This is a genomic window from Streptococcus mitis (genome assembly GCF_905187535.1).
GTDB lineage: Bacteria > Bacillota > Bacilli > Lactobacillales > Streptococcaceae > Streptococcus > Streptococcus mitis_BS.
Window position 1 is genome coordinate 237,898 of sequence record NZ_CAJJIE010000059.1, and the last position, 14,637, is coordinate 252,534.

Annotated in this window: 18 protein-coding genes; 3 read left to right on the forward strand and 15 right to left on the reverse strand. The window is 35.2% G+C overall.

Features of this window, described 5'->3' with window-relative positions:
• Positions 1 to 5 precede the first annotated feature (5 nt).
• The 5 genes from JQ841_RS06985 to JQ841_RS09970 all read right to left on the reverse strand — a co-directional run bounded on the left by JQ841_RS06985 (position 6) and on the right by JQ841_RS09970 (position 2,551).
• On the reverse strand, positions 6 to 248 hold the full coding sequence (locus JQ841_RS06985) for a DUF4190 domain-containing protein (RefSeq protein WP_143951872.1): 243 nt from the start codon (positions 246 to 248) through the stop codon (positions 6 to 8).
• Between the two features lie 87 nt (positions 249 to 335).
• On the reverse strand, positions 336 to 716 hold the full coding sequence (locus JQ841_RS06990) for a rhodanese-like domain-containing protein (protein ID WP_000259256.1): 381 nt from the start codon (positions 714 to 716) through the stop codon (positions 336 to 338).
• Positions 716 to 985: a YqgQ family protein gene (locus tag JQ841_RS06995; protein WP_000051787.1), complete on the reverse strand. Its 270-nt coding sequence runs from the start codon at positions 983 to 985 to the stop codon at positions 716 to 718. The genes JQ841_RS06990 and JQ841_RS06995 overlap by 1 nt, the downstream gene beginning before the upstream one ends.
• A 47-nt stretch (positions 986 to 1,032) precedes the next feature.
• On the reverse strand, positions 1,033 to 1,629 hold the full coding sequence (locus tag JQ841_RS07000) for a response regulator transcription factor (protein WP_000698194.1): 597 nt from the start codon (positions 1,627 to 1,629) through the stop codon (positions 1,033 to 1,035).
• Positions 1,610 to 2,551, reverse strand: a complete 942-nt coding sequence (locus JQ841_RS09970) for a sensor histidine kinase (protein WP_238395606.1) — start codon at positions 2,549 to 2,551, stop codon at positions 1,610 to 1,612. Before JQ841_RS09970 ends, JQ841_RS07000 begins: the two co-directional genes overlap by 20 nt.
• Before the next feature lie 321 nt (positions 2,552 to 2,872).
• On the opposite strand from JQ841_RS09970, the gene JQ841_RS09975 reads away from it, so the two are divergent.
• On the forward strand, positions 2,873 to 3,025 hold the full coding sequence (locus JQ841_RS09975; protein WP_238395603.1) for a hypothetical protein: 153 nt from the start codon (positions 2,873 to 2,875) through the stop codon (positions 3,023 to 3,025).
• Between the two features lie 239 nt (positions 3,026 to 3,264).
• Here JQ841_RS09975 and JQ841_RS07010 read toward each other — a convergent pair whose 3' ends face one another.
• From JQ841_RS07010 to JQ841_RS07020, 3 genes are all read right to left on the reverse strand, one after another.
• Positions 3,265 to 5,280 carry an FtsX-like permease family protein gene (locus JQ841_RS07010; RefSeq protein WP_203180510.1) on the reverse strand — a complete coding sequence of 672 codons (2,016 nt, stop codon included), beginning with the start codon at positions 5,278 to 5,280 and terminating at the stop codon, positions 3,265 to 3,267.
• 12 nt (positions 5,281 to 5,292) lie between these two features.
• Positions 5,293 to 6,027, reverse strand: a complete 735-nt coding sequence (locus tag JQ841_RS07015) for an ABC transporter ATP-binding protein (RefSeq protein ID WP_203180521.1) — start codon at positions 6,025 to 6,027, stop codon at positions 5,293 to 5,295.
• A gap of 130 nt (positions 6,028 to 6,157) precedes the next feature.
• Positions 6,158 to 6,265: a QVPTGV class sortase B protein-sorting domain-containing protein gene (locus JQ841_RS07020; protein ID WP_020901952.1), complete on the reverse strand. Its 108-nt coding sequence runs from the start codon at positions 6,263 to 6,265 to the stop codon at positions 6,158 to 6,160.
• A gap of 760 nt (positions 6,266 to 7,025) precedes the next feature.
• Between JQ841_RS07020 and JQ841_RS07030 the strand changes: the two genes are divergently transcribed.
• Complete coding sequence (locus JQ841_RS07030; RefSeq protein WP_042750500.1) at positions 7,026 to 7,934, forward strand: LysR family transcriptional regulator; 909 nt, start codon at positions 7,026 to 7,028, stop codon at positions 7,932 to 7,934.
• Positions 7,935 to 8,035: 101 nt separating this feature from the next.
• Here JQ841_RS07030 and JQ841_RS07035 read toward each other — a convergent pair whose 3' ends face one another.
• From JQ841_RS07035 to JQ841_RS07065, 7 genes are all read right to left on the reverse strand, one after another.
• The gene (locus tag JQ841_RS07035) at positions 8,036 to 9,238 is read right to left on the reverse strand and encodes a hypothetical protein (RefSeq protein WP_203180511.1); all 1,203 of its coding nucleotides are present in this window, start codon (positions 9,236 to 9,238) and stop codon (positions 8,036 to 8,038) included.
• Between the two features lie 32 nt (positions 9,239 to 9,270).
• Positions 9,271 to 9,747: a hypothetical protein gene (locus tag JQ841_RS07040; RefSeq protein ID WP_238395604.1), complete on the reverse strand. Its 477-nt coding sequence runs from the start codon at positions 9,745 to 9,747 to the stop codon at positions 9,271 to 9,273.
• Positions 9,748 to 10,167: 420 nt separating this feature from the next.
• On the reverse strand, positions 10,168 to 10,770 hold the full coding sequence (locus JQ841_RS07045; protein WP_084946982.1) for a hypothetical protein: 603 nt from the start codon (positions 10,768 to 10,770) through the stop codon (positions 10,168 to 10,170).
• Positions 10,771 to 10,900: 130 nt separating this feature from the next.
• Positions 10,901 to 11,128: a hypothetical protein gene (locus tag JQ841_RS07050; protein WP_084946985.1), complete on the reverse strand. Its 228-nt coding sequence runs from the start codon at positions 11,126 to 11,128 to the stop codon at positions 10,901 to 10,903.
• Positions 11,129 to 11,209: 81 nt separating this feature from the next.
• Positions 11,210 to 11,626, reverse strand: coding sequence for a hypothetical protein (locus tag JQ841_RS07055; protein WP_084946988.1), 417 nt, complete (start codon positions 11,624 to 11,626; stop codon positions 11,210 to 11,212).
• A 74-nt stretch (positions 11,627 to 11,700) separates the two neighbouring features.
• Positions 11,701 to 12,291 carry a hypothetical protein gene (locus JQ841_RS09985; RefSeq protein ID WP_084946990.1) on the reverse strand — a complete coding sequence of 197 codons (591 nt, stop codon included), beginning with the start codon at positions 12,289 to 12,291 and terminating at the stop codon, positions 11,701 to 11,703.
• A 59-nt stretch (positions 12,292 to 12,350) separates the two neighbouring features.
• Entirely contained in the window at positions 12,351 to 13,325 is a 975-nt protein-coding gene (locus JQ841_RS07065; RefSeq protein WP_084946992.1) for a PspC-like choline-binding domain-containing protein, read from the reverse strand.
• A gap of 386 nt (positions 13,326 to 13,711) precedes the next feature.
• Here JQ841_RS07065 and JQ841_RS07070 point away from each other — a divergent pair, with 386 nt between their 5' ends.
• Positions 13,712 to 14,617: a helix-turn-helix domain-containing protein gene (locus tag JQ841_RS07070; protein WP_049502386.1), complete on the forward strand. Its 906-nt coding sequence runs from the start codon at positions 13,712 to 13,714 to the stop codon at positions 14,615 to 14,617.
• Positions 14,618 to 14,637: the final 20 nt, after the last annotated feature.

Here is a 14,637-nt window from a genome sequence, read left to right on the forward strand (position 1 = left end):
CTTTTTTATTTTACACTACTTAATTCATAAAAAAGAATCAATCCTAAAACCCAATTAATTACGGAAACTACAATCCCTACAATAGCTATAATTTTTTCTGTTTTATAGTCTAGTCCAGATTCTTTTTGAAGTGAGTTAGCATACAATAAACTGGTAATACCTAAACCAATACCTCCCAACGGAAATAACAAAGCAAGAATAATCGACAAGATACCAACAAAAAGTGGATTTTTCTTCTTTTCTTTCATGTTCTAAGAACTCCTTAAATTTATACAAATTAATTATACTATAAAACAATAGCTTCATCCTATCATTCGACTAATTTGGAAATAAGGTTAACTAGTCTTCACTTTCCCTTTCCAAGAATCCAAACCATAAGAAAGGATATAAATCTCAGAAAAACCTTGTTTTTTCAAGTAAAGGGCTGCATTTGTCACACGTTGCGCACGTTGGTTTTCGTAAAGAAGGACAGGTTTGTCTTTACGAAGGGCTGCAAGACTAGTTTTCAACTGACTTGAAGGAATATTGCGAGCCCCAAGAATATGTTTTCTGTGGAATTCTGCTGGATCACGCAAATCAATCAATTGACCCGTACGAATCAAGGCTTCAAACTCCTCATTGTCTACAATTTTAGCCGCACGGCGAATACGAAGATAGTTAAAGCCCATCCATGCCAACATTGCCAGTATAAGTGCCCACAAAATCCAAGTAACCATTAGTTCTTTTCTCCATTTTTCTCAATATAATCCAATTCTACCTTGTGCTCTCTGCGTAGAACCGCTTCTGCCTCTAGATAGTCTAATTTGTCCATCAACCCTGCATCGTAAATCCGAGAGAGTTCCAACTTCATCAGTTCAATATCATATAAGCGTTTTCCCATGTAAACAATAATACCAAATCGTTTGAGGAATTGCTGCACATCATAGAATGTTTTCATAAGACTCATTCTAGCAAAATTTTGTGTTTTTTTCAAGAAGAGACTCACACAAGAAGTATCACAGAATTTAAAAAAGCTGCATCTTCTGCAACTTTTTAATCTGGTGGAAAATAACCCAACTGCTCAGCGATGTGAATCGCCTCCTGCCTGTTAGCCACTCCTAATTTTGAAAAGATATTGGCCAGGTGATTGGAAACTGTACGTTTACTCACATAGACCTTGTCACAGACATCATCAATAGTCAAGCCATTTCTAACCAGTTCTAGTATCTCGATTTCTCGTGGTGTTAGCACCTCTACCATCACTTCATCTGAAAAGATCTTACCTCCTAGATAAATCTTTTCCAGTTTTTTCACCAACTCATCTGGATCCATACTTTTATCTAGAAATCCATAAGCCCCCATAGCTTTAGCTCGGTGTTCATACATCTTTTTGCTGTAACCTGTCAAAATCACAACCTTACTAGAACAACCATTGTCGATAATCTCTTGTGCCAAGGTCAGCCCATCAGCTTGATACAGACTCGTCAGGTTGATATCAATCAAAATAATGTCGTAGTCATTAAAAGCAATCTCCGAAATAGTCGAAAAATTATCTACTAACTGGACCTTTTTAATGTTTTCCGATAACTCTAAAATCATCTTGATACTTTGGCTAAATAATTTATGATCATCAATTAACAAAATTTTCATAACACAACTCCTTATCAATCGGGAGAGTAATTTCTACACGAAATCTCTTATTATTTTCAAAAATCTGCATTTGACCACCTAAAACACTAATTTTATTAGACATATTTTTCAAGCCATAACCTAAGGATTTTTCTGTTTGAAGGCAGTCATTTTCAGAAATGATAAAAATAGTGTCATCATGTACATCAATCTTCAAAGAAATCGTTCCACCACTAGCGTACTTAACGGCATTGGTCGCCAACTCCTCAACCAGACGATAGGCAATTTTATCGTAAGGAGATAAAAGCCTAAAGTGGGCAGGAAACTGTGTGACGACTTCATTTTCTGCGTGATAGCGCTTGACAATCCGATTAATCAGCCCTTGATACTGTATGTCTAACTGCTCGTCTGTTTCTACCATTGGCTGATAATAATCCATCCGCTCACGAATCCGCTGAACCAACTCCTCTGTCACCAGATTGATCTGTTCACCAAAAGCCCGATTGATACTATATTTATTGAAATTTTTTATCGCCATCACATTTTGCAGGATTTCATTGTGAAGAAATTCGGAGAACTGTTGTTCTGTGTCTTCATTTGCCAGCAGACTTTTCACCATACGATTACGCTTTAAAAAGAGAACTTTTACATAATCCCTAGCATCTAGCATTTCAGCAGAACGAAAGAGGCGAATCAATTCTTCCGAACAAATCCCGAACAATAGTAACATGATATTCAAGACCAAAAAGCTCGTGTTTAAATCGAGACGAAAGATGATGAAAATACCTACTAACAAAAACAGAACCAGTAAAAACAAGTGTGAAAAAGCTTTTATATAGGACAATTTCAACTCTGATACCCTTTTTTGAAGAGAGTTGACAATCGTTTTGAAGTGTAAAAAAGCTAAGATACCAAGAATTTCTAGATACCAGACTAGGTTCATCACTCCTGAGCCCCTCGTATTGATATACAAAAAGAAATAAGAAAGAGGCAATATCAAAGCTAATATCCACAAATTTCGTCTCTGATACTTGAGTTTACTTTTCAACTCTTTATAATATAAAATCAGTAAAATCAAGGGAACAAGGTTTAAAAAGAAAGACGCAAACAAGGACAGAAATAGAAAAATTGAAGGACTTAACAGATACGAACTAATAGTGATTAGTGTCAACACAAAGGACACACTCAACAGTTCTTCTCCTATTTTCTCTCCCAGAAAGATAATAGACAGAGAACTATACACCAATAAAAAAGAGTTGAGCGGATGAAGAATATCAAAAAAGTGCAACAGGGTGCTCGCAACTCCTTGATTAAATATGGATTGCCAGCTAATGAGAAACATCATCAGGAGCAACCAGAGTTTCAACTCACTATACCGAAAGGTCACAATATTACAAATATAGCTAAATACAATTAAAGCAATAATCAGCAATAAAACCATCTGCAAGGAAAAATCTGTCGAAAAGTCCAGAGGGATCCTATAATAAATATAAATCATTAAAGCTAGATGATTAAAAATCGTCAACCACCACAATAAAAGTGAGTTTTTCGAGAGCGATTTGACAAACTGTTTCATATGTATCCACTTCCTGAACTACTTTAATATCATTATAACACAATACCAGAATTGTCGGATTGGCAACTCTGGTATTTGACTTAATTTTCAATAATTTGCCAACTTACTCTGTAAGTCACTAGCAGGTAAAGAACAAATAGTAAGACCGCTATTCCCAGATAGGTGATATCAATAGAAATGCTGGTATTAGCGAAATTCTCAAAATAGCCCAAAAGAGCGGTACTCAAGGAAAATGCTAGCGGACCTGCGATAACCAGCGGAACCAAGAAATAACTTAGAATCTGTTGCAAAAGAATAGAGCGATTTTGCTTTCTCTTGTTACCAAGAAGGTATAAGATTTGATAATCATTGACACTATCCAAAGAACTTGTAGAAGTTTGAAGGGACAAGATACTGAGGGAAATAATGATAAAAATAACACTGACAAAAATCATGACAAAGACAATGACGCCCATAAATCCAAGGTAAACCTCAAAAATACTTCCTTTCGTTTGATAGGTGAACGAATTCAACTCTGCTCCATCACGAGTGAAGTAGTATTTTTCAATCCACTGACTCAAGAATGTTTCTACTTCCCGTTTGTCAATGTTTTCTTTGAAATTGGCAACATAGGTCGTGTGGTCTTCCGTCAATCCAACTACTACCTTATCTGGTACAATCAAGGTTCCTGCGTCATTTAGACCTACTGAAGATAAAAAGTAAACTGTTTCAAGTGGCTTTGAAGAGGCAAGGTTGAGAGAATGACCGTTAATCATGAGGGTTTTGGTCGTTGATAGAAAGTCCTGGATCTGCTTGGCAGTTCCTTTATAGTTGGCATTGACCAGAAATTGGTTATCTGCCAAGTCAACCGCTTTTTCCCCTTGCAGTTTGCGGAGATGATTGTAGGCAGAAATTCCTAAAATCGGTACTTTTGATTCAGGAAGTTTCTTATCATGCTCCCAGAGATTGCTGGTATCAATCAAATCTTTATAGATTACATCACTAGAATAGCTAGGATAGCTGTACTCTTCTTTGATGAAATTAAAGTCAAAGCCATCGGCTTTCAATCTGTCTTTGACAGATTCCTGAGAAAATTGAAACTCTTTACCACGGTAGAGATTGACAGTTACATCATAAGGTGAGTATTTGTTCAGCTCTCGGTTCATAGTCGTATAGGCACTACCACTAAAAACGAGTAAGCTGAGAGCCAGTGTCAAGGTCAAGGATAAGACAGCCAACGTGACCGAATTACTATCAGCTTGTTTTGAAAATTGACGGATTTTAAAAGTGTTTAGTTTGTTATAGTAGGTTTGAGGCAGTTTTCTAAGGGAAATCAAGACAAAATGGCTTAAAGTATTGTAAAACAAAATCACAAAAATCACGAAGACAGATACCAGCAAGATACCCCAGCTTTTCAAGAATGATAGATGGTGATAGTCTGAAAAATAGAGAGCACCAAAACCGATAACAGCTGTCGAAAGAATAAAGAGAAGTGCTTGAAGAACTGGCTTGCCTTTTGCCAAGACAGATTTCTTGACCCCATTCTCTTGAATAAGTGCAATGATATTTTGCTTTCTAAAGGTAAGAATGTCCATGACACCAACAATAAAACTGGTTACCAAATAGGAATAAACTAGTAAGATGACAGACTTGCTATCAAAGAAAAGCAGACTACCAAAGTAATTAGCCATAAAAAACTCAGATGCAATCTTAGCTAGAATGACCAGTAAGATCAATCCAAGCAAGAAACCTAGAATCAAGGAAAAGATATTGACCAGCATGGTTTCAAAGAACAGGGTACGGATAATCTGCTTCTTCTTCATTCCCAGCGTTGCATAAAGTCCCAGCTCTTTCTTGCGCCGTCCCAGCACAAAATTTGTAGCGTAAACGATGAGAAAGGCAATCGCCGATAGAATCAGATAGGAAAGCAAGCCCATGTACTGGCTCATCACCGTCGTCAACATTTCCTTTGCCCCTGATAAACTTTGCATCACTGGATGGCTTGGTAAAGCATTAAAAGCGTAGAGCAAGCTATAAATCAATGTCAGACTGAAAAAATAGATGGTATAAGTCTGTAAATTTCGAAATACATTTCGTAAAATCAATTTTGGATACATACTCTCCCCCTCCTATCTGGTACGACTGTAAATCTCTTGCAAATACTGTTCATTAGATAAGCTGTTACGTTCCAAATCATCCATAATCTTTCCATCGCTAAGTAGCACCATCCGTGAAGAGTACTTGGCTGCAGCAGGGTCGTGCGTAACCAGTAAAATGGTAATACCAAAACTTTTATTGATTTCCTGCAAAAGCGCCATCAGTTTTTCAGAATTGGCAGAGTCCAAGGCTCCTGTCGGCTCATCTGCGATAATCAGTTTAGAATCATCAATCAAGGCTCTAGCAGTTGCCACACGTTGTCGCTGGCCACCTGATAACTGATTAGGAAACTTATCTTTTAAGTTTTGGATGGCCAACTTATCCAAAATTTCCTCAATCTTATCCTGATGTTTTTTGATATTTTTCCCCTGAATTTGAAGAGGTAGAACAATATTTTCATAGACCGTCAAGGTTTCCACCAAGTTGTAGGCTTGGAAAATATAGGAAATATTTTTAGCACGATAGTCAGCTAGTTCATTTTCCTTGGCATGGATGATGTCAAAATCTTCAAATCGAATCTCACCTGACGTTGGTTTATCAATCGTTGAAATACAGTTGAGGAGTGTTGTTTTTCCACTACCACTGGCACCCATAATTGCCAGAAATTCACCTTTTTCAACGGACAAATTCACCTCTAATAAAGCATGAACGATATTATCCCCTTGACCAAATGTTTTCGTTAATCCTATCACGATAAGCTGTTTCATCATTTCATTCCTCCGTTTCTTTATTACGCTCTCATTATACGGTTTCTTTCAAGGTTTGCCATGAGTATTTTGTGCAATATATTCAAGTTATAAAAAACCGATGCCTTTTTCAGGTATCGGTCGATGTTGATTATTTGCGATCATTTCTTTTTTTCATAAAGTAAACAATCCCTATGACAACAACTCCTAAGACCAGTACAGGTGCATAGAAATCTAGTGTTCCAATAATTCCTTCCATTTTATCCTCCTGTTAAAAAATAGAGAGTTTTATCCACAGCGCACGTTTGGCGAAATACATTCATAAGAATATGTAAATCACCAATCACCGCGCCCCTATGCTGTTAATCTAACAGTCGTACGCCACCCAGCAGCAGATTTACCATCCAATTCTTGGCTATTAATTTCCATAATCCAAAGAATCAATCTCAAAGTTGTCTTGTTTTATTTGTATTTCTCCCCGTAAATATAACACCAAATCAAAATGTTGTCAATGTTTTGTAATAAAACACTAGAATTTTCCTTTTGTTTTATCTAACAGCGAACATTATTTCTCGTACACTCATAGGAATAGGTGAAACACAATCCACAGAGACCTGCTAGTGTCATTTTAAAAGCTGTGTACCACTAGCTTCTGATTGCCCGGAAAGTTCTTGGTTTTCAACCTCGAAACTTAGAGAATCAATCTCTGGACGACTTGTATTTTTAGCAATAAGGTTGCCTCCTTCCTTCTTTTAGATGATCATCTTTACAATAACTAATATAAACTCTAGTACTGGATAAGTAATGAGTAAATCGTGCAAGTTTCTTATTTTCGAGGAAAATTTTTATAGTTCTCAATTAAAAAAACAGCTGAACAATCTCTTACTCAGCTACTTTTTTACACTATTTCTTAAATTATTTAGAATTTTCTTCTTAGTTACTTTACAGAGACCCACACACTCCCCCTGATTTTCCTATCTTCTTTGGCGATTCTGACGCAAGTGTGGTACAATAAAAACATGAGAATTCAACAATTACATTATATTATCAAAATCGTCGAAACTGGCTCCATGAATGAGGCAGCCAAGCAACTCTTTATCACCCAACCAAGTCTTTCCAATGCTGTGAGAGATTTGGAAAATGAAATGGGGATTGAAATCTTTATCCGCAATCCAAAGGGTATCACCTTGACCCGTGATGGGATGGAGTTCCTCTCTTATGCCCGTCAAGTTGTCGAGCAAACCCAGCTTCTGGAAGAACGCTATAAAAATCCTGTCGCCCACCGCGAACTCTTTAGCGTCTCCTCCCAGCACTATGCCTTTGTGGTCAATGCCTTTGTTTCTCTACTCAAGAAAAGTGATATGGAGAAATACGAGCTCTTCCTTCGTGAAACTCGTACTTGGGAGATTATTGACGACGTCAAGAACTTCCGTAGTGAGGTCGGTGTCCTATTTTTTAACAGCTACAACCGTGATGTTTTAACCAAAATGCTGGATGACAACCACCTGCTGGCTCATCATCTCTTTACCGCCCAACCGCATATCTTTGTCAGCAAGACCAACCCTCTGGCCAAGAAAGACAAGGTGAAACTGGAAGATTTAGAAAACTTCCCTTACCTCAGCTATGACCAAGGAACTCATAACTCCTTCTACTTTTCAGAAGAGATTCTCTCGCAAGAATACCACAAAAAATCTATCGTAGTCAGCGACCGTGCTACCCTCTTTAATCTCTTGATTGGTCTGGACGGTTATACCATTGCGACAGGGATTTTGAACAGCAACCTCAACGGAGACAATATCGTTTCTATCCCATTGGATATTGATGACCCCATTGAGCTGGTCTATATCCAGCATGAAAAAACCAGCCTATCTAAGATGGGCGAACGCTTTATCGACTATCTACTAGAAGAAGTCCAGTTTGATAGTTGAGAATCACTCTAAATCGAATAACTTAAAAACCTCAAGAACTAGCTTTCAACCCTAGTTCTTGAGGTTTTTTCTCTAATAAATCAAGCGGATTTTATAAAATCTTATTTTTTAAACCAAAATATAGAAAGAATTACAACTAGGACAAGCCCAGCTCCTGCAACAATAATAAACACTGGAATGTTTTCAAATAGATTCTCTTCTGTCTTTTTCTCCTCACTACTATCTTGTGTTGATTCTGCCACTGTATCATCCTGTTTCGCTACTTCTTTTTCTACCTTTTTCTCAACTTTCTTAGGACCATAATTTGGATTTACAAAAGTTGCTAGCATGGTGGGCTTAGAATAGTCTTCCTCTCCTTCTTTTACTACCCACAATACATTATAAAAAGTTCGCCCTTCTAGTACCATACCATGTTCGAGTCGATGACCAGGAGGCAAACCTCCACCTAAACCAACAATTAAAGAGAAAAAATCATTCTCTTGATTTTCTGTTAAGACAATAAATCCATTCTCACTAACTTTTTTAAGACGAGATACCTTCCCTCTAATATCTGCATCCTTAAAGGTTCCAGTATAGCTACCATCCTCTCCTAAAATAAGTGATGAAGCTCTACCAGGATTAGTCCCATTATTTGGCTCTTTATTAATCCAAGTACCTACTAATTCGGACGGGAGAGGTATTTCATCTCCAATTTTAGCATCGACAAGAGACTTTGGCATAGGAGGATTAGGATCCATATTATCTCCAACAATCGGAAGATTTAGAGAAGTATATTCAATCGTTGAGGTGTCTATTTTTGACTTTCCAAAAAAATCAATACCAAATCCGTCTTTTTCCTTCATATCAAATTCGACTTTTTGAACAAGCTCCGCTTCTTTGTTCTCTTTTGAGAGTTGATAAAGTTTTGTTTCTCCTTGTCCAGAGCCCGAAGTCCATTCACTGATAGCAACACTTCCATCACCAAAAAGGCTAATAGATGTTCGACCTATACTTTGCACCTCTGAGGTACTTTCAATCAGTTTTGTTGGTGTATGTTCATTTAAATAATAGACAGCATACAAACTCCAATTTCTATCATAAGAACGACCAATTAATAACTCATCTGTCCCATTTTTATCAATATCGACTAGCGCATAACCTATTTGGTATCTAGCTTTGTCTGATAAATTTTTACTCTCCCACTTCTCAGTAATTTGTGGCAATAGTTGGTTGTAATCAGTACTATCGGCTTGGGCTGAATTCACAAGTGAAAATAAGCCGAAAAACAAACCCAAACAGGTAATTATTTTTATAATTTTCTTCATACTATTTCTAATTTTAATTTCACCTATATAAATTAATAAATATTATTTTGATGGTAATGGTTATGCGTGTGATAATGATTTTCTTGAACACGTAAATTTCTCAAGTAATCAACTGCTTCTTCTGTATTTCTACGAATTCCATCTAACTGCTGTAATTGTAAAGTTTGAACATAATTGTTGTATCTTAATGCTTGAAGCATTTTCTTAGTATCAATATATTGTTCCCTTTGTAACTGCAGCATTTCTTTCTGATAGTTCAACTGTAATTCTTTATATTTTGTTTCATCATATAAATTTACTAGTTCCTTCATATTATCAGCTTTGAAATTTTCTAAAGCTCCGATAAAAAATTCTATAGCTTCTATGAAATAGTAATCTTTGGGATACCATCCACTACCAAAAGCCACTAGAGCTCCTGCAGCTTCTTGCATCTCTATTTCACACTGCCGTTGCTCTTCCTTAATTTCTTGTTCACGTTTAATCTGTCTATCATAATCAGACTGTCTCATGCCTGAATTTTTAATAAGTTGTTTATTATCATCATCAATTAGAGTATTAGTGAAATCAACCCATTTAGGATACCAAATTTCACCTAAAATAGAAATTTATAAAAACAGTCTAGGTTTCTTGTCGTCAAGAAAACATGGAATAAATCTATAAAATGATTAATTCATCGATGTCTAGGAATTATGTTTGGACAGGTGAGGGATGCACAAATTTAGCTCAAAAGATTGATAGTGACTGGAACAGTTTTTTTTAATTGTTATTAGATTTAAAAGCTAAAATAACTCGTTTGGATTTAGCGTTGGATGATTATAATGCTGTTGTTGATTTTGAAAAGATAGAACGTAAATTAAAATCTGGTGATTATCGTTTATCTAAGAAGAGCTACAATGTCATCAAAGAATTTTATTTGATACTTAATTTGTTTATTTTTTTTCTTCTACAATTTTACCATCTGCTTTATCAAAGTCTATTACATTTCCTTTAGAAACTTCGGTAACGAGTAGTTGTGCAGAATTGTAGTCGGATCTGGAACGCCCTGAATTATATCCAGCATAGTATCTATCACGGATTTGTCCATAGGTTAGAGATTTGTAAGTACGATAATCTGCTTTATTTTGGTACCAAGATATTTTTATCTGTTCTTCTGTAGTGTTATTCCCTGACGAATCCGTTTCTACCCTAGCTGTAACTTTATCGATTTCAAAATTTTTTTTGGATTTTTCCTCAGCTAACTTTCTAACTTCATCGATGTTTTTACCTACAACTTCATCCATATGAAAATTTACGTCTATTTGGTACCCTTTCAGTTTTCCGCTTTTTGTGATATAGACGTATTCTATATCTTCATCTTTTCCAGGTAGGTCATCATCATTAGAATCGTGCACAAGATAGAAAACTCTCTCTTGATTTTCGTTCATTAATTGAGTGATACCTTTTCCTTTTGTATCCATAGATGATGAACAAGCTGCTAAACCGACACTAGAAAGTAGTGCGCCTAAGATAAGTAAAGTATTTCTTTTTTTCATAAGAGACTCCTAAATATTATTTATTTTTCCATAAAAGTATAACAGTTATTGTACAAATATTGTTATGATTTTTTATTATTTCCAAAATTTCCACCATTTTTTAGATGTTTCTATTAGTTTAGTATCACGATTATAGATTATTTGCTGAAGATTGGATATCTGCATATCTTTGCCTCATCATTTTCTCTATTTTGTTAGATGAATTACTTTCTAATAAATTTTGTAATTGAGCTTGTATTTGTTTAGCTTTCCTTCTATCATTTTCTAACTTCATCTTATAGTTTTGTTTTTGATAAATATAATCTATACCTCTATGTAGATTATATAAATTTTCTAATAATACCGATTTTTCTTCCACTTCATTCTCCATTTTTTCTATTTTACTAAAACACATGCCATAACTAGCACATCCATCCCAACTACTCTGAAAAGAAGTTATTTAATCAATCCGTTTACTAGTAGCTTTATCACCTTTTATAATCATAATCGCCGCAAAAATATTTATCAAAGCACAGATGAAATATAGAATAGCTCCGTAACCTAATTGTGCTCTACCAACTATTTCTTTCAAGAATGTAAAATGAATAAACAAACTAAATGCACTTAATAAAATAATGACAAGTGACTGAATAATTGCTATCACTCTTCTATTTACTATAAATAAAGATAATAATAAAGTGATTACAAATGCACCGTACCAAACAATAAATACCATAAATCGGGAAGGAGCATTTAGATAATCAACTACATACTCACTTACCGGAGCTAGTGATTGATTACCTGATGAAACAACAGGCAATAAGAAGGTAATCAGCCCTACTAAACTGGCTAGAGTTATTAATTTTTTAAATTTCATTTGATATTCTCCCTATATACAATTTCCTACCTCAGTAACTTTTAGGGTACTGAGGTAAGCTTTGAATGTGTAGTCTATTTTACTCGGTTAAAGGTTTGATCAGGCTCTTGAAGATAAAGTTCCTTATCTTTTAACATATATTTTGTTTTTCCTAAATCTCTTCCTTTATCGTCTGTGATTGTCAATTCTTTCTTTTTTTTATCAATTTTCACTAGTCTTTTTTCTTTGTCTCCGTCTGAATCTTCAGAGATGACGGTCCCAGAATTTCCTTTAATCACCATGACTAAATGATCACGTCTTGTTAAAATTTCATAAGTTCCATCTAATGGATCACTGGTTAGTTTACGAACTCCAAAGAAAAGAACAAGAAAGATAGCTAGGCTTATCCCGATAGATTGTAGAGGTTTTGTTTCAAATAATTTTTTTATTTTTTCAATCGAACCATCCATATCTAGATTTTCGATTTGTTTTCCAGCTTTATCTACAAAAGTTGATACATCTTTTTTTATTGCTTCTACTCTATCAGGCTTCTCTGTAACTACTTCATTAATTGATTCTTCTATTCTTTCCGTAGTCTCTTCGACTTTTTCTACGGTCACTTCTTCAGTATCTTCGACTTTTTCTACAGTTACCTCTTCGTTCATTTGGTTTTCATGTTTTTCCATTATTTTCTCTGTTCTCCCAAGTTCAAAAAGTTTTATTTTTTACGTATAAATTTATTTTTTTATTTGACCCACTTACCTGATCCATCTACTTTGTAGCCATCTGGAGTACGTTCATTGACAGCCATCTTACCATCTGATTTGAGGTAGTAGTCACCTACCCATTTATTACGAGCATAGCTTCCCTCTGAAGTTAAGTAATAGTATGAACTGTAGCTGCTATCATAGACCCACTCGCTCTTGGCCATTTTACCATTTGATTTAAGGTAATAGCTACCTACCCAAGTATTACGGGCATAGCTTCCTTCTGATGTTAGATAATAATATGAACTATAGTTTTTATCGTAAATCCACTCGCTCTTAGCCATGTAGCCACCCGACTTAAGATAGTAGTTGCCTGACCAAGCATTCTGAACAAAGTTCCCTGAAGCATTTAGGTAGAAGTATGAATTGTACTGAACATCAAAAATCCATTGATTGACTACTTTCACACCAGCCTTGTAGTAAGAAGAACCTGACCAGCCAGTCTGACCTGAGCTAGAGTTAGTAGCTGGTTTTGGAGTTTCAGTTGCTGTTGGTATCTCTACCTTTTTAATCGGAGAATATTCACCTCTAGAGATTCTAAAAACTTCTGAACGTCCGAAGTAACGTTTTCCAAAATCACCTGAACTGTAAATATCTAGATGGTAGTTCCCATCTTTTACTAAGAGTATATTAATTCCCTCTTTTATTCTATTACTTCCTCTAAATCTACCAAAAAAGGATGAAGAAGCAAGTGCACCGGTATCTTCATTAACTATATCAAAATCAAGAGCTGTATTATCAGTAGTTGTAGAACTTCTTTGCAGGTCAACCAAAAGTGTATCTACTGTATAACTTCCATCTGTCTGTATTAAGGTGATTTTCAAGGGATTTTGAGTATCCTTGACACTCATATCTGTTAAAGCGTGAACTTCTGTCGGTTTAGAAGCTACATAACCTACTGACAATAAAGCACCAGCTAGTAAAGAAGAGGCCAACATTTTTCTGTTTTTCATAACAAAACTCCTTATATATTTCTATTTTTCTAAAAATTTTTGATAATTGTCTTATAACCTTAAAAGTAAATATGATATTTTTCTAGTGTCAAGTGTTTAAGTTTTCCCCATAGCATTTTCTCCTTTGATGGCTAATAGAATAGGATTGAGTGGTAAGTCAATCCTTGTTATACTAGTATAACAAGCCAGCTTTATTAGCTATTCTTTCCCATATCATACCATAATAGATATTTAAATTTTTCGCTATTTAAACTATAGTTTCAATCTTGTTCATAAAAATAAAAAATAGCATAGAATTCTAGTATTTTGTAACTATAGTTTTCTTTCTCCATTTTTTTCTCTAAATTTTTGTATAATAGTCTTAGAAGTATGTAAGGAGATTATTTATGGAAAATCTATACCCATTTGGAGCTACATTTAAGTACCTGCGCGAAGCACGAGGACTCAGCCTAAAGGAAGCCGCCTCAGATATCGTATCACCACAGTTCCTAAGTCAATTTGAAAAAGGAGAAAAAGGAATTTCACTTGAAAACTTTGCCAAATTGTTAATTGTTATCGGAGTTGAATGGAATGATTTTGTTCTCGCCTATGCAAATAAAGGTGGAGACTGCTTAGAATTACCTGCTATTGAATTTGGCAAGCATGTGGTCCATGAAGAAGATATCCTCACTTACATTGAAGAATACGAAAAATTATTTGATGTCTATCTAAAAGACAATCCACTTCAAGCAGAAATGATTTTTAAATCTATTAAATTAAGACATTATCCAACCATATCAAAGAGTCCAGAAACCATTGCCAGAATTCAAAACATTATCAAGCATTTAATGAAATCGGATGTCTTTAATAGTATCGAACTTGAAATTTATCGTGTTATCGTCAATCATTGCCCGATGGAACTCATTGACCATATGACCAAACAATTACTACTTATGTACAAAGAAAGTGCTAATACTGACACCTACATCCGTATCTTAAATGCTCTTACTTTCTCTGCAAAATATTTCTCTGAACTGGGTTACTATCAAAAGGCTGATGATATTATTAAAAAAATTAAATCACTTCAGACCTTCGAACGAGGCTATCTGGCTATTCCCCTCATGTTTTTAGAAGTTGAACATGTTTACAATCAATTTAGATGGAATAAACCTGAGGCTATTCCCTTAGCCAAAAATCTATTTAATTATCTTCAAAGCGCAAAATTTATTGATCAGCAATACTACTCTAATTTTATCAACGCCTTCACTTATCATTGCCACGCATTAAATAAGACTGGTATTGATTTGTTCTAATCGTCAAAAAAGTTGCTCCA

Bases quoted from the DNA above. Each gene is read 5' to 3' on its own strand.
- JQ841_RS06985 (WP_143951872.1), bottom strand. From the start codon at position 248: ATGAAAGAAAAGAAGAAAAATCCACTTTTTGTTGGTATCTTGTCGATT.
- JQ841_RS06990 (WP_000259256.1), bottom strand. From the start codon at position 716: ATGGTTACTTGGATTTTGTGGGCACTTATACTGGCAATGTTGGCATGG.
- JQ841_RS07000 (WP_000698194.1), bottom strand. From the start codon at position 1,629: ATGAAAATTTTGTTAATTGATGATCATAAATTATTTAGCCAAAGTATC.
- JQ841_RS09970 (WP_238395606.1), bottom strand. From the start codon at position 2,551: ATGAACCTAGTCTGGTATCTAGAAATTCTTGGTATCTTAGCTTTTTTA.
- JQ841_RS09975 (WP_238395603.1), top strand. From the start codon at position 2,873: ATGAAGAATATCAAAAAAGTGCAACAGGGTGCTCGCAACTCCTTGATT.
- JQ841_RS07010 (WP_203180510.1), bottom strand. From the start codon at position 5,280: ATGTATCCAAAATTGATTTTACGAAATGTATTTCGAAATTTACAGACT.
- JQ841_RS07015 (WP_203180521.1), bottom strand. From the start codon at position 6,027: ATGAAACAGCTTATCGTGATAGGATTAACGAAAACATTTGGTCAAGGG.
- JQ841_RS07020 (WP_020901952.1), bottom strand. From the start codon at position 6,265: ATGGAAGGAATTATTGGAACACTAGATTTCTATGCACCTGTACTGGTC.
- JQ841_RS07030 (WP_042750500.1), top strand. From the start codon at position 7,026: ATGAGAATTCAACAATTACATTATATTATCAAAATCGTCGAAACTGGC.
- JQ841_RS07035 (WP_203180511.1), bottom strand. From the start codon at position 9,238: ATGAAGAAAATTATAAAAATAATTACCTGTTTGGGTTTGTTTTTCGGC.
- JQ841_RS07040 (WP_238395604.1), bottom strand. From the start codon at position 9,747: ATGAGACAGTCTGATTATGATAGACAGATTAAACGTGAACAAGAAATT.
- JQ841_RS07045 (WP_084946982.1), bottom strand. From the start codon at position 10,770: ATGAAAAAAAGAAATACTTTACTTATCTTAGGCGCACTACTTTCTAGT.
- JQ841_RS07055 (WP_084946988.1), bottom strand. From the start codon at position 11,626: ATGAAATTTAAAAAATTAATAACTCTAGCCAGTTTAGTAGGGCTGATT.
- JQ841_RS09985 (WP_084946990.1), bottom strand. From the start codon at position 12,291: ATGGAAAAACATGAAAACCAAATGAACGAAGAGGTAACTGTAGAAAAA.
- JQ841_RS07065 (WP_084946992.1), bottom strand. From the start codon at position 13,325: ATGAAAAACAGAAAAATGTTGGCCTCTTCTTTACTAGCTGGTGCTTTA.
- JQ841_RS07070 (WP_049502386.1), top strand. From the start codon at position 13,712: ATGGAAAATCTATACCCATTTGGAGCTACATTTAAGTACCTGCGCGAA.